General features: G+C 72.0%; 13 protein-coding genes. 1 reads left to right on the top strand and 12 read right to left on the bottom strand.

The genetic code is table 11. The features are described 5' to 3' along the window. Window positions 1-7: 7 nt before the first annotated feature. The 12 genes from NDW01_RS11330 to NDW01_RS11280 form a co-directional block, all read right to left on the bottom strand. Window positions 8-1,408, bottom strand: coding sequence for a S41 family peptidase (locus tag NDW01_RS11330; protein ID WP_252819611.1), 1,401 nt, complete (start codon window positions 1,406-1,408; stop codon window positions 8-10). A gap of 268 nt (window positions 1,409-1,676) precedes the next feature. After that, a complete protein-coding gene (locus tag NDW01_RS11325; RefSeq protein ID WP_252819608.1) occupies window positions 1,677-1,904 on the bottom strand; it encodes a hypothetical protein in 228 nt (75 codons plus the stop codon). Between the two features lie 99 nt (window positions 1,905-2,003). Then, the gene (locus NDW01_RS11320) at window positions 2,004-2,498 is read right to left on the bottom strand and encodes a hypothetical protein (RefSeq protein WP_252819606.1); all 495 of its coding nucleotides are present in this window, start codon (window positions 2,496-2,498) and stop codon (window positions 2,004-2,006) included. A gap of 398 nt (window positions 2,499-2,896) precedes the next feature. After that, the gene (locus NDW01_RS42820) at window positions 2,897-3,019 is read right to left on the bottom strand and encodes a hypothetical protein (protein ID WP_256511338.1); all 123 of its coding nucleotides are present in this window, start codon (window positions 3,017-3,019) and stop codon (window positions 2,897-2,899) included. Window positions 3,020-3,137: 118 nt separating this feature from the next. Beyond that, the gene (locus tag NDW01_RS11315) at window positions 3,138-3,926 is read right to left on the bottom strand and encodes an SDR family NAD(P)-dependent oxidoreductase (RefSeq protein WP_252819604.1); all 789 of its coding nucleotides are present in this window, start codon (window positions 3,924-3,926) and stop codon (window positions 3,138-3,140) included. A gap of 14 nt (window positions 3,927-3,940) precedes the next feature. Beyond that, window positions 3,941-4,423, bottom strand: a complete 483-nt coding sequence (locus NDW01_RS11310) for an SRPBCC family protein (protein ID WP_252819602.1) — start codon at window positions 4,421-4,423, stop codon at window positions 3,941-3,943. Beyond that, entirely contained in the window at window positions 4,398-4,793 is a 396-nt protein-coding gene (locus NDW01_RS11305) for an ArsR/SmtB family transcription factor (protein WP_252819600.1), read from the bottom strand. Before NDW01_RS11305 ends, NDW01_RS11310 begins: the two co-directional genes overlap by 26 nt. An 80-nt stretch (window positions 4,794-4,873) precedes the next feature. After that, window positions 4,874-5,809, bottom strand: a complete 936-nt coding sequence (locus tag NDW01_RS11300) for a J domain-containing protein (protein ID WP_252819598.1) — start codon at window positions 5,807-5,809, stop codon at window positions 4,874-4,876. Next, entirely contained in the window at window positions 5,809-6,555 is a 747-nt protein-coding gene (locus tag NDW01_RS11295; protein ID WP_252819596.1) for a hypothetical protein, read from the bottom strand. Before NDW01_RS11295 ends, NDW01_RS11300 begins: the two co-directional genes overlap by 1 nt. Window positions 6,556-6,642: 87 nt before the next feature. Next, the gene (locus tag NDW01_RS11290) at window positions 6,643-7,698 is read right to left on the bottom strand and encodes a hypothetical protein (protein ID WP_252819594.1); all 1,056 of its coding nucleotides are present in this window, start codon (window positions 7,696-7,698) and stop codon (window positions 6,643-6,645) included. Window positions 7,699-7,845: 147 nt separating this feature from the next. Continuing rightward, entirely contained in the window at window positions 7,846-8,658 is an 813-nt protein-coding gene (locus NDW01_RS11285) for an SAM-dependent methyltransferase (RefSeq protein WP_252819592.1), read from the bottom strand. 215 nt (window positions 8,659-8,873) lie between these two features. Continuing rightward, a complete protein-coding gene (locus tag NDW01_RS11280) occupies window positions 8,874-10,340 on the bottom strand; it encodes an FG-GAP-like repeat-containing protein (RefSeq protein ID WP_252819590.1) in 1,467 nt (488 codons plus the stop codon). Window positions 10,341-10,735: 395 nt separating this feature from the next. Here NDW01_RS11280 and NDW01_RS11275 point away from each other — a divergent pair, with 395 nt between their 5' ends. Then, window positions 10,736-14,125 carry a phosphodiester glycosidase family protein gene (locus NDW01_RS11275; protein WP_252819588.1) on the top strand — a complete coding sequence of 1,130 codons (3,390 nt, stop codon included), beginning with the start codon at window positions 10,736-10,738 and terminating at the stop codon, window positions 14,123-14,125.

Genomic DNA, 14,125 nt, shown 5'->3' with positions numbered 1-14,125 from the left:
CGGCAGGTTAGCGCACGGCGCGCCCGGACAGCAGCGCCACGGCGCGGTCGAACGCGGAGTCGCGGCCCTCGGCCAGTTCGGCGTCGGTGAAGACCGGGGTGCGGATGTCCGGCGGGATTCCGGGGCCGTCGAAGGTCCGGCCGGTCCGCGTCAGGAACTCCTCGTCGGGCAGCCCGAAGGCCCAGCCGTTGGGCAGTTTCCGGTCGAGGATGTCGGAGAAGACGCCCTGGGTGTTCGCGCCGATCCGGACGGGCCGGGGCGAGCGGTCCATGAGCGCCTGGGTGAACGTCTCCCCGGCGCTGACGGTCGAGCCGCCGGTGAGCAGTGCCACGGGGCCCCGGTAGACGGGCGCGTCGGCGGGGCGCACGCGGATCGGCTGCGGCCGGGTGAATCCCGCCGGGTTCTCCGGGTCGTTGCGGACCCGCTTGGCGTACGCCGTGTAGGGGCGGCCGGTGAGGCGGGAGGCGATCCGCAGGCCGAGCTCGTCGGAGCCGCCGCCGTTGACGCGCAGGTCGATGATGAGCCCGCGCAGGGCGGTGGGCCCGCTCGTCCGGGCGGGGGTGAGCACGGCGTCGAGCGTGCGGTCCAGCTCGGCCGCGTTCGCCGCGTACGTGTCCTCGTCGGTGTAGCCGCCGAAGCCGGAGATCCGCAGGTAGCCGAGGCCGCCGGGCAGGTCGGCGTAGGAGATCCGGCCCTGCGCGAAGTCCCGCAGCGGCGTGTCCCGCTTCGCGATGAACGCCTTGATGCGCGCGTCGTAGTCCGGCGAGGGCAGGGTCGTGCCGGGCCGGATGTGGAAGTAGCGCCTGCCGTCGGCGATCAGCATGGTGTGCGCGTCGTGCAGCGGCGCGATCATCTCGTCCAGGATGGCGGCCAGGCGGTCGCCGGTGGTGTCCGCGGTCACCTGCGGGCGGTAGCGCCGCCGTACGGCGTCCCAGTCGACGCCCTTGGCGGCGAAGAACGGGTAGTTCTCGGCGAAGGCCTGCCAGAAGACGTCGAACGTCGCCCGTGGGTCCTTCGGCGTGGGCCGGGTGCAGCGGGCCGGCAGGGCGGCGGTCCGGCGCAGTCCGCGTACGCCGACCGACCCGTCGATGGTGAGATGACCGCGTGGGCCGTCGCGCCACACCCGGATCACGTCCCCGTCGTCATCGGTGAACGCGACCCTGCCCTCGGAACCCACTGGGCCGGTCGCGCCGGCGGTGAAGGCGGGAAGGCAGCTCACCGCGGTCGTCTCGTATCCGGTCATCCGGCCGTGGTCGATGGACAGCACGGTGGCGTACCCGTCGGTCGTCCACACTCCGTCGACCGGCGTCGCCGTGTCCGCGGCCCGGGCCTGCGGTGCGGCGGTCGCCGCCGCGAGTGTCGCGGCGGCGGCCGTGGCCGTGGCCCGGAGAACGATCTTCCTGCGCACGATGGCGCTCCTTCGCGTCGGCGATGAGGGCGCGGTCAGGTTATGGAGGCGCCTCCCGCCGCCGCGTCACCCTGCGGAGCCGGTTCGGGCGTCACCCTGCGGTACGACGGGGGGTCCGCTCAGTCGGGGATCCCGCCGGTCCGCAGGGTGACCACGCGCACGCCGTACGGGCCGAGCTCGCAGGCCGGCGCCCCCCGCAGCGACTCCAGCGCACCGAACGCGTGAGGAGTTCGTGGCGCTGCTGTGGACGTTCTGGCCGCCTGGGGGATCAGCCGATCCGGTGACCCCAAGCGGCGATGTGCGGCTCGGTGTCCTTACAGTCCCACCACTCCTCGATGTTCGCTCGCAGGACCAGCACCAAAGCGGCCGGGTCGAGGTCGAGGTCCACGGGATCGAGAGAGAGGCGGAGCTCCCACAACTCACCCGCGGGCCGGGCGGCGATCTGCAGCCTGAGCACGAGGCGATCGGCCTCCTCGACCAGCACAGGCTCGCTCACTGACAGCACCATGCCGTCAGGACGCGGCGCCAGTTCCCGGCTGAGCCGACGCGCGAATTCCTTGGATGAAAAGGGTAGCTCAGGCATAGGAGTCAATACCTAAATCCCCTGATGTACGGGGCAGTCGGTGCGATAGCGGGGGGCGTGTAGGGTGTTCGGTGCGACAGCTGAACCGCTTCGATAATAGGCGGTGATGATACCTTGCGGGCGGAGACTCTTCCCGTGAAGAGCACCGCCATTGTATATGATTCGGAACAGTTCGACGCACTTGTTGTTGAACAGTGCGTAGATCGCCGTGCCGCCATCACCCTGGAGATCGGTGACCACCTCGCCCCGTGCGATCGTGAGAGCGATCGTCTTGTCGAACGTCGCGTTCCAGCGGTGTGTGATGTGCTTGAAGCCCCAGGTGCTGGTGCCACATCGCAGCGGTAGATGCTTCGAGCCGCGGGTGTACGTGCGGACCACCGTCTTATAACTGCGCTGGTTGCAGTAACTCTTCGACACACTTGCGTCTGCGGATGTCGCTGTGGCAACGCTAACGGCTGCTGCCGAAACGATGAGTCCGGTAGCGATGCAGCCATGCAGGAATCGCATTAGTGACCTTTCGTCGGTCGGATCTCCAGCTCGGGCGGACCGTCGGCTGCGCCTGCGCGGATGTCGTCGCCCGAGCGGGTGGCTCGTGCGGCGTCCGCCTCCCCGCTTACCGCCCTAGCTGATTACGCAACTGACGATATTCGCAGGAACATCCAACGTAAATAGCAAGACATGGGCCGTTATCGGCCGGTGTGCAATTCAATTGTCGGGGTTTTCCACGATGTCATTCTGCCTGGAGCCTGATCACCCTTTGGGCAGGCCGAGGAGCTCCGTAAGGCGCTCGTCGGGCTCGCGGATGCCGTACTCCGCGCCGGACGCGACCATCCCGTCGCGGTCCTCGACCGACCGTAAGCCGGAGACCGACCGCAGGGAGGCCCCGTCAGGGGCCCTCCGAGGATTCAGCGCGGGGTCAGCACGCCCGTCGCCGTGTCCGCGGCCCGGGCCTGCGGTGCGGCGGTCGCCGCCGCGAGTGTCGCGGCGGCGGCCGTGGCCGTGGCCCGGAGAACGATCTTCCTGCGCACGATGGCGCTCCTTCGCGTCGGCGATGAGGGCGCGGTCAGGTTATGGAGGCGCCTCCCGCCGCCGCGTCACCCTGCGGAGCCGGTTCGGGCGTCACCCTGCGGTACGACGGGGGGCCGCTCAGTCGGGGATCGCGCCGCAGCTGATGTTGATCGCCGAGCCGGTGATCGTACGGGCCAGGTCGGAGGCGGCGAAGGCGGCGGCGTTCCCGACGTCTTCCAGGGTGGCCGCGCGGCCGAGCATCGTGCGGCCCTCGATGGCGCCGGTGATCGTCTCGCGGCCCTCGAAGCCCTCCGGCAGGGTCTCGGGGATCCCGCCGGTCCGCAGGGTGACGACGCGCACGCCGTCCGGGCCGAGCTCGCAGGCCAGCGCCCCCCGCAGCGACTCCAGCGCGCCGAACGCGACCTGCAGCCCGCCGAGGCGGGGCGTCGGCGGGCCGTACCCGCCGAACAGCAGGATCACGCCCGAGCGCTGCCGCGTCATGTGCCGCGCCGCCGCCCGGGCGGTCAGGAACGTCGTGCGAACCGCGGTCACGACGGGCCGTTCGAAGTCCTCCAGGGACATCTCGGCGAGCGGGGTGCCCTGGACGTCCCCGTGCGCGATGACGTTGAACGAGACGTCCAGGCTCCCGAAGGCCGCGGCGACCGCGTCGGCGTGCTCGTCGACGGCCCGCGCGTCGAGCGCGTCGAACACCGCCGTCTCGGCCGCGCCGCCCGCCGCCCGGATCCGCTCGGCCGCCGCCTCCAGTGTCGCGGCGGTCCGCCCGACGAGGTGGACGCGCGCCCCTTCGCGGGCGAAGGCCCGCGCGACCGCGCCCCCGATCATCCCGCCGCCCCCGTAGACGATGGCGTTCCTTCCCGTCAACATCCCGCCGTCCGTATGGATGACGGTGTTCGTCTCCGCCGGCATTCCGCCCCTCCCGTTCAGCGGCCCTGGAGCTCGGCGAGGAGCTCGGTGAGGCGCTCGTCGCCCTCCCGGATGCCGTACTCCGCACCGGACGCGATCATGTCGTCGCGATACTCGACCGACGGGAAGCAGGAGACCGACCGCACCAGGGTCCGGCCGCCGGTCTCCTCGAACGTCACCGTCTCCAGCGCGACGTGGCCGGGCATGCCCTCGTACTCGAAGGTCTGCACGATGCCGCCGTCCACCGACGGCGTGCCGTGGAAGACGCCGTGGAAGCCGTGCTCGTCCCCAGCGGGGCTGGTGCTGACGTAGCGCCAGCGGCCGCCGTCGCGCGGCTCGTGGTACTCGAAGCGCGTGGTCAGGCGGCGCGGGCCCAGCCAGCGCACGATGAGCTCCGGGTCGATGTACGCGCGGAACACCAGGTCACGTGGCGCCTCGAACTCGCGGGTAATGACGATCTGCGGGATGCCGGGCTCAGCGGTGATCTCGGTCTTGGCCATCGTCGGCTCCGTTCGTCGGGGCCGCGTCGGCGCGGCCCTCCGGGTCTCGTCCCTGCAGCGCCGCGAGCAGCTCGTCCAGCCGCTCGTGGCTCTCGTCCCAGAACCGCTGGTAGCGGGCCAGCCAGGCGGTCACCTCGCGGAGCGGCTCGGCCTCCAGGTGGCTGAGCCGGGCCGTCGCGCGGCGGGTACGGGAGATCAGCCCGGCGTTCTCCAGCACCTTCAGGTGCCGGGAGATCGCGGGCTGGGACACGTCGAACGGCGCGGCCAGCTCGGCCACGGTCGCGTCGCCCTGGGTCAGCCGCGTCAGGATCGCGCGCCGGGTGGGGTCCGCCAGCGCCGCGAAGACGAGGCTGATCCGATCGTCGGGCACTTCATAACCACCTTGTTCTAAAACGAGTAGGTTAATAATCGACGCGTACGAAGGCCCCGTCAAGGGACCTTCCGAGGGGTTCAGCGCCGGGTCAGCACGCCCGACGCCGTCACTTTGCCGTTCTTGTCGAGGTAGGACAGGTCGAGCCGGCCGTTCTTGCGCACGGCGAGGTGCATGTCGCCGACGTCGCATCCGGTCTGCGACGACCCGAACACGGTGTTCACCGTCAGCCGGTCATGGCCGAAGGCGAGCGGCACCGCGGTTCCCGAGCACTTGCCGTCGAGATAGCGGACCTTGCCGTTGTGCCGGCCGTTCTTCAGCGTGACCTCGGCCTTCCAGCGGACCGGCTCGCCGTCGTCGTGCCGCTTCGCCACGTCCTGCACCGTCCCCGCCCACGTGCCCGCGAACCGGGCCGGGACGGCCACCGACGGCTGCGGGCCGTGATCGGGGAGGACGGCCGCGAGCAGGACGATCAGGATTGCGCCGAGCCACACGATCCCCCACGTCACCGAACACCCGATCCCGATTCTCGCCAGCGGCGAGGATCGCCGCCGTACGGACCGGTTGAAGATCGGGCGGGGAGGCGGCGGGGGCGGGAAGGGCGGTGGGGGAGGAGGACGGCGGGGTTCGGTCGTCTCCCACGGATCCGGGGGAGCCACCGGGCCGACGCCGGCGTTCGCCCAGGGATCCGGCGGAGGCGGGGCGCCCGGAGCCGCGTCGGCCCAGGGATCATCGACGATCTCGGTGTCCTCGAACTCGTCGTCGAGGTCGTACGGCGCGGAGCGGAAGGCGTCGTAGTCGGCCCGGCGGTGCTGCAGGACGTCGCGGGCGGCGTTCAGCAGCCGGATCCTGACCTCCGCCGCGGCCTTGGCCCGCGGCTCGGGGAACAGGTCCGGATGGTTCTCCTTGGCCAGCGCGCGGAACGCCTGGCGGATCTCCGCCGGAGTGGCGTCCGCGTCCACACCGAGCAGGTCGTACGCGTCGTGCCCCGCGAGTTCGGCGAAGTCCGCCGACATCACTTGCCGATCCGGCGTGCCACCGAGGCCCGGTAGCACGTCAGCGACCAGTGCGCGGTCGCGTCGGAGTGTCCCGCCGGGATCACCTTGGTGCCGGACGCGACGGTGACGTCGCGCGCCCCGGCCAGGCAGACCATGAACATGTTCAGGTGGTGCTCGAACCCTTCGTACGCCCAGTGGCAGCGCAGCACGCGCTGCCCGGACGTGAACGGCGTCTGCAGCAGCTCCTGGGCGCGGGGCGGCAGGTTGCCGAGCAGGCCGCGGTCGGCCGAGTCGAGGCCGGCGACGGGCGCGGTCGGCGGGCGCGGCCCGGACGCGAGGGCAGGACCGGCCATGGGAGTGTGCGGCGGCGGCCGGTGGTCCACGGGCACGTGCCGGAGCGAGCCGGGCTCGAACAGGAACGCCGAGATGGCGTAGACCGGGCGGTGCTCGGTGTTGATCCGCGGCTCGGCGATCGTCAGCCCCCGGTCGCCGAACACCACGGCGTACGGCCGGCCGTCCAGGCTGGAACGGTCACGCCGGGCGAACCAGTCGATGACGCCGCCAGCCAGCTCCATCAGCCGTTCTCGGGTGCGCCCGCCGATCATCTCCCAGCACTCCTGGCGGAGCTTCTCGCCGGAGTCCAGGCCCATGTCCGCGGCCTGGTGCAGGGGAGCGGCGCCGCCGGGGGAGGAGGGCTCCAGCCCGCCACCGCGCCGCGGTGCCGGACGCCTGGGATCAGCGGGGACGGGAAACGACGAGTTCACGCGCCGAGCCTCCTGACCACTTCCTGCCGAGGGTTGACCTCATTATGTCGAGCATCCGCCGCGCGGGGCAGCCGCTCGACCTCGGCCTCAGTGCTCGATCCTGATCGGGAAGCGGTGCTCGGCGGTGACCCAGTTCCCGGCGTTGGTCCGCAGGCCCGGCAGCCAGGTCCCCGGGGTGTCGCGGGCGGCGGTGAGCTGGTCCATCGCCTTGTCGCGCGCCGACTTGAAGACGTGGTCGACCGGGATGCCGCACACGCCGAATCCGGGCAGGCCCACGTGGAGATCGGACGCCTCCTTGCAGGCGGCGTCGAGTTCGACGTCCGCGGTCGCGTCCAGCCGCTTGGCGAGCGCCACGATCGACTCGGGGCGGATCTGCTTCAGGGCGTTGCGCTGGTCGGCGGTGGCGGCCTCGTACCCCGAGGGGACGGCGGCGCCGGCGGGGAGCTCCTTCGGCCACTGCACGTCGTCGACGACGCGGTTCATCGCCCACGGCGAGCCGGCGAAGTCGACGCCGACCGAGCCCGCCGCGCCGAGCGCGAGGATGCCGCGCGCACTGAGCTCCTGGCGTTGGAGGACCGTCACGATCGCCTTCGTCGCCTTGGCGTTGTACCGGGCGATCGTGCGCAGCGCGTTCAGGACGACCTTCATGATCTGCGCGATCCTGGCGTTGGTGATCAGAGCGGTCTCCGGCGCGGCCACGCCGGCGAGCGCGCCCGCGGTGACGGTGGTGAGGAGCGCCGATCCGACCGTCGCGGAGAGCAGGCCGAGGCCGGTGTACCCGGCCGCGGTCACCGCGAGCGTTACACCGAGGGCGTCGAAATTGCCGGCGGCGTCCCGCAGCGCCGACTGGTAGGGCATCACGCGGGTCGCCATGAAGGCGTCCTTGCCCTTCTCGTTCCAGTGGAACTCATCCGCGCAGCTCTTCACGGCCGACGTCATCTCGTCCGACGCCGAGCGGACGTGGCCGGCGATCTTCCAGCACCGGGCACCGAGGTGCCAGATCTGAGCCGGATCGGAGACGGCCGCGCCGAAGACGGGGATGAGCAGCGCCGCCGGCCACCACAGGCTCGCGGCGTTCACCGCGCACAACGCGCCGTACGAACTCGGTGCCGACGTGATGACGTCCTCGGCTGTGACACCCATGCTGATCCCCCGGACGAGCGGCCGGCCACGTAACGATCATCGGCAGGCTACGCATCGCGGCATGGCCGTGTCCACGGGAACGGGCGTACAGGCGGGTCAGCGCCTCGGGCTTCCGGCCCCCGGCGTCCGCCCGCCTGCCCGCGGTTGTCAGCGCTTGCGGGCGGCGGCTCCGAGCATCCAGACCGAGTCGCCGCTGCGGGCGGCCTCCGGGTCGTCGGGCCGCCACTTCGGCACGTTGACGAGACCGGGCTCGACCAGGTCGTACCCGTCGAACAGGGCCTCGATCTCCTTGGGGGAGCGGAGGATCGCGGGCGAGGTGGCGCGTTTCTTGTACACGTCGGCGGCCGACTCCGCGCCGTCGGCGTTGCCCTCCGGCGTCGTGATGTGCGACAGCGCCAGGTGGCTGCCCGGCGCGGACACGTCACGGAACGCCGCGACCAGGCCGTAGGGATCCTCCTCGTCGGTGATGAAGTGCAGCACCGACATGAACAGCACCGCCACCGGCTCGTCGAACCGGATCAGGCGGCGCGTGTGGGGATGGTCGAGGATCGGGCCCGGGTCGCGCATGTCCGCCTCGACGATGGCCGTGGTGCCGTCGGCGGGCAGCAGCGCCTTGGCGTGCGCGCGGACGATCGGGTCGTTGTCGACGTAGACGACACGGGTGCCGGGCGCGACGGCCTGTGCGACCTCGTGGACGTTGCCCTGCGTGGGCAGGCCGGTCCCGACGTCGATGAACTGGCGGATGCCGGCCTCGGCCGCGAGGTAGCGCACGACCCGGCCGAGGAACGCGCGGTTCTCCCGCGCCAGCACGCGCACCTCCGGGGCCGCCGACAGGACCTGTTCGGCCGCGTCCCGGTCGACGGCGAAGTTGTCCTTGCCGCCGAGGTAGTAGTCGTACATCCGGGCGGGTGTGGGCCGGTCCGTACGAAGGTCGTGAACCGGGACCTCCTCGTCGGCCATTGCGGTTCCCCCTCTTTCCGTACACGCGTGTGTTCCGGATTAGTTTGTCGCCTGGGGCAACGAATGTGAAGATCATTCTGTTCCCGGTTCCGCACTGTTACACATTGATTCGCCCGGAACGCGAAAGGTGCGGCGCCTCGCCCCACGGCCTGGGAACGCCGACGGGCGCGGCGCCTCGCGGCACCGCGCCCGCAGGAGGACGTTGGGAGCCCGGATCAGCCGGCCGAGCCGTTCCAGCCGGTCGTCAGCTGCGCCCGCGCGGCGTACCCGGAGGTCCGGCCCGCGTAGACGTACATGATCCCGGTGCTCGCCTCGACGCCGACGAGGTCCGAGGCGCCGTCTCCGGTGATGTCACCGGTGAGCGTCAGCGAGCGGACGCCGCCCCAGCCCGAGCCGAGCTGCTTGGACTTCCCGAGGGCCTTGTTGCCGCCCGGGTAGACCCAGAGGGTGCCGTCCGACTTGCGCACCGCGATGAGGTCCGGCTTGCCGTCCCCGGTGATGTCGGTGACGCCGGCCAGCTTCTCCATGCCGTTCCAGCCGCCGGTGCCGATTTTGATCCGGCTGCCCAGCTTCTTGACGCCGCCGGGGTAGAGCCACAGGGTGCCGTCGCTCTTCTGGATCGCGATCAGGTCGGCGCGGCCGTCGCCGGTCAGGTCGCCGACGGCGGTCAGCTCGGCCATGCCGTTCCAGCCGCTGTTGCCGATCTTGACGCGGGTGCCGAGGGCGTTGGTCGCGCCGGGGTAGAGCCACAGGGTGGCGTCGCTCTTCTGGACGGCGATCAGGTCGGCCTTCTTGTCGCCGGTGAGGTCGCCGATGCCGGTCAGCTCGCTCATGCCGTTCCAGCCGCCGCTGCCGATGAGCTTCCGGCTCGTCGCGGCGAACTTCGGGCCGGGGTACAGCCACAGCTTGCCGGTGGCCCGGTCGGTCGCCACGACGTCGGCCGTGCCGTCCCCCGTCTGGTCACCGAGGGTGGTCAGCCCCACGTCGGTACGGCCGGTGACCAGGAACATCCCGGTCGGCTGCATGTCCGCGGCGAGCTTGGAGGCCGCGATGGTGTGCGTGCCGCCGGTGGCCTTCCACGGGTCGAAGACGGTGATCGTGCCCTTGCCGCGGTCGTACCCGTACGCCACGATCGCGTGCCCGACCTTGCTGCCGGTCATCGTGGAGTTCCACGGCAGCTTCTCCATCCACACGCCGAGCACCGGCGCCCGCTTGAGCACGCCGACGTCGTAGGACACCTTCGCCATCAGGCTGGAGGACGTGGAGGCGTCCGCGAAGCCGTACGAGTAGCCGAGCGGGTCGACGTAGGAGTTGAGCACGGGACGCGCCTGGGTGCCGGTCGTGCCCTTGGTGGCGCTGGTGCCCATCTTCTTGGCCAGCGTGTCCTGGCTCACCGAGACGCCGAACGTCGACAGGCTCATCGACGACGACGTCGGGACGCAGTTCATGTTCGTGTCCTGGTACTGCCCCTTCAGGGACAGCTTCGCCGACGCCGGGGCCGTGGAGGCCGCCGCCGTGGTCACCTTCGGCGCCATGGCGGCCGCGCTGGGCCGGGCGACGAGGTTCGCGCCCGGCTTCGGCGGCGTCGGCGCGGCGTTCGCGGTGCCCGTCAAACCTCCGCCGGCCAGCATCAGCGCCGCCGCGGAGCCCACCGGCAGCACCCGCCTGCCGAACGACCTCATCCGATCTCCTCACGTTCACGAGCCGGACCGCCGTGCCGGGCGCCGGCCCACGGAGGGCGGCGGCACCGGTCGGGGTCGGCCGGTCGGATACCGGCCAGGATCTTCGACGGCGCCAGATCACTAACGGATCCGGAGAAAAGGGGAAAGTGGCACGTCGAGGACAGGCCGGACGTCGATGTGCCGGTCCATGGGATGGAGGAACTCGGATTGTTCGCCCCAAGGCCGACATCGGGATCGTAGCGGAAGATGATCTTCTATGGGGGTCCTCGCCGGAGTGTGAGGAAGATCGCCGGTGCCCTGATTGTTCATCCGCGCGACCGCGGCACGTCAAGATCGGTCATAGTGATCACCGCCACGGAGCGCTAGCCTCCTGCGGCACCACTACGGAGGCCTCCATGCGCGTACGATCCCTGCTGACCGCGGGCGCCCTTGCCCTCGGCGTTCTCGGCGCCCCTGCCTGGAACGTTCCGGCCTGGGCGGAGCGGCCGCCGCGCGTGCAGGCCCCCGCCTACCAGACCGCCGTGCCCGGCGAGTCGGTCGAGGCCGACCGGGTGGACCAGCCGGTGGCCCCGGGCATCGTCCGCACCACCTTCGACACGTTCGGCCGCACCGGCTGGACGCGCGTCCACGTCCTCAGCGCCGACCTGAGCGACCACTCCGTGAGCGTGGACCTGGTCGGCCGCAAGGTCAGCGAGGCCAGGCCCCTCGCCCAGGCCGCCGACGAGCAGCGCGCGGTCGCCGCCGTGAACGGCGACTACTTCGACATCACCGAGACCAACGCCGCAATCGGCCCCGAGATCCGCAGCGGCACCCTCCGCAAGGGCACCGCCCAGCCGTCGACCGTCGCGGCCATCGGCACGGACGGGCTCGCCCGGCTCGCCGACCTCGCGATCCAGGGCACGGCCACCGTCGCCGGCGCCGAGCACCCCCTCGCCGCGCTCAACTCCGCGAGCGTGCCCGCCGACGGCATCGACGCCTTCACTCCGCAGTGGGGACCGGGCCTGCGCACCCTCATCCGCGACGCCGGCCCGTACACCGAGGTCGTCGTCGCGGGCGGCAAGGTCACCGCGGTGAACGACCACCTCACCACCACGCCCGTCCCGGACGACGGCCTCATCCTCGTCGGCCGCGGCGCCGCCGCGCAGCAACTCGCCACCGCCCGGCCCGGCGACGCCGCCGCGATCTCGTTCGCGCCGAAGACCGACGCGAAGCTCACGATGGCGCTCGGCAGCGGCGCGGTGCTCGTCCACGGCGGCCAGGCGGTCGACTTCCCGCCGAGCACCGGCAACGACGCGCTCAAGCCCCGTACCGCCATCGGCTGGAGCGACGGTGGCCGTCGCCTGCTCCTCGTCGCCGTCGACGGGTCGTCGAGCTTCTCGGCGGGGCTGTCCTTCGACGACACGGCCCGGCTGATGGCCCGCCTCGGCGCCGGCGACGCGTACATGCTCGACGGCGGCGGCTCCACCGAGGCCGTCGCGCGCCGCCCCGGCGACCCCGGTGTCAGCGTCGTCAACACCCCCTCCGACGGCAACGAGCGGCCCGTGCCGAACGGCGTCGGCCTGTTCAGCCGCAAGGGCTCGGGCACGCTGCAAGGCCTGGACGTACGGCCGCGCGCCGACCGCGTCTTCCCCGGCCTCACCCGCGACGTCACGGCCGCCGGCTACGACGAGACGTACGCGGCCGTGTCCGTGAGCGGGCGGCAGGTGTCCTGGAACGCCGTCCCCGGCCGGCTCGGTCACGTCAGCGGCGGCGTCTTCCACGCCTCATCGCCGGGCACGGGCCGGCTGCGCGCCCGCGCCGGGTCCGCGACCGGCGAGCACGACCTGCGCGTCCTCGGCCCGCTGCACCGGCTCGCCTTCACGAGCCGTGCCGTCACCCTGCAACCCGGCACCGCGACGGGCATCGGTCTGACCGGGTACGACGCCGACGGCTTCAGCGCGCCCGTCGCCCCGCGCGACGTCACCCTCTCCTACGACCACGACGCCATCACCGTCACCGCCGAACCCGACGGCGACCTGAAGGTCACCGGCAAGCCGGACGCGACCGGCACCGGCACCACCATCACCGCCACCGTGCGCGGCGTGACGGCGAAGCTCCCCGTGTCGGTCGGCCTCATCGACAAGTCCCTCGCCGAGTTCGAGCCGGACGAGAAGTGGACCGCGTCGGCCGCGCGCGGCACCGCCACGGTCGACACGGTGGAGGCCCCGGACCGTCCCGGCGCGCCCGCCGGCAACCACGCGCTGCGCCTGACGTACGACTTCACCGGCCAGCCCAGCACCTCCGCCGGGTACGCCGTCGTCCAGCCCAGCCCGATCACCCTGCCCGGCGGCGCGAGCGGCCTCGCCCTGTGGGTCAAGGGCGACGGCCGGGAGCACTGGCTGCGCGCGACCCTCCGCTCGCAGGGCACGACGAACGTGCCGTTCACCTTCGCGCTCAGCGTCGACTGGACCGGCTGGCGCCGCGTCACCGGCGCCCTGCCCGCCGGCTTCGCCGCCCCGATCACCCTGCTGAACGTCTACGTCGTCGAGACCGCGCAGGACAAGAAGGACGCCGGGGAGCTGGAGTTCGACGCGCTCGCCGCCCAGGTCGGCCAGCAGCCCGACGCCCAGGAGGCACCCGCCCCCGACCCGTACGTCCTGGAACAACGCGGCGTCGGCGCCGGCCGCTGGACGTACGCCCTGATGTCGGACCTGCACGTCAGCGCCGCCGCGGGCGCCGACTCGTTCGCCGCGAAGCAGGCGGCCGCCGCCCTCGACCAGGCCGTCGCCGCCAAGCCCGACTTCATCCTCGTCAACGGCGACTTCGTCGACAGCGACAGCCCCGCCGACTTCGCGTTCGCCCAGCAGCTGCTGAAGGACCACGTCCCGGCGAGCCTGCCCGTCTACTGGGTGCCCGGCAACCACGAGGCGGGCCTGGGATCGAGCGGCGGACTCGACAACTTCGTCAGCGCCACCGGACGCAAGACCCGGCAGGTGTTCGACCACAAGGGCACGCGGTTCATCCTGCTCGACTCCCACAGCGGCAGCCTGCGCACCTCCGACTGGGACCAGATCCCCGCGCTGCAGGACGAGCTGAACAAGGCCGCCACCGACCGCTCGGTCACGGGCGTCGCCGTGGTGTTCCACCACCCGCCGCACGACCCGTCCGGCGCCGGCGACTCCCAGCTGACCGACCAACTGGAGGCGGGGCTCGTCGAGCGGTGGCTGGCGACGTTCAGGGAGGAGTCCGGCAAGCCGGTCGCGCTCTTCAGCGGCCACGCCCACACCGCCGCCGTCACCCGTACCGACGGCGTGCTCGAGGTCAACACCCCGGCGGTCGGCAAGACCCCGTACAGCTCGCCGGACCAGGGCGGCTTCTTCGGCTGGATGCGCGTCGGCGTCGACCCGCACCCCGGAAAGGTGCCCGCCGGACGGCCCGACCCGGGGACGCGCGACTGGCTGGAGGCGGAGAGCCGGCCGCTGATCGACGGCATCGACCTGCCCGCGCCCGCGCCGCTGGCCGCAGGCGGATCCGAGCAGGTCACCGCGACCGGCCTGACCAGCGGATTCGGCCTGAAGTTTCCGCTCCGCTACCCGGCCAGCGTGACGTGGAGCGGCGGCCCGGGCCTGCTGGTGACCTCCTCACCGGAGGAGGCCAAGGCCGCCCGCCACCGCCACGACGTCCTCGCCGTCCTGAACCCGGAGAACGGCACCCTCACCGCCCTCCGCCCGGGAACCGTCACGGTGACGGTCGCCTCCGGCCCCCAGACCAAGTCCGTGCCCGTCACCATCACCCCGTCCACCTGA

Origin of the sequence: Actinoallomurus soli (assembly GCF_024055715.1) — a bacterium.
GTDB classification, from domain to species: Bacteria; Actinomycetota; Actinomycetes; order Streptosporangiales; family Streptosporangiaceae; genus Actinoallomurus; species Actinoallomurus soli.
This window is presented reverse-complemented; position numbering and strand designations above follow the sequence as displayed.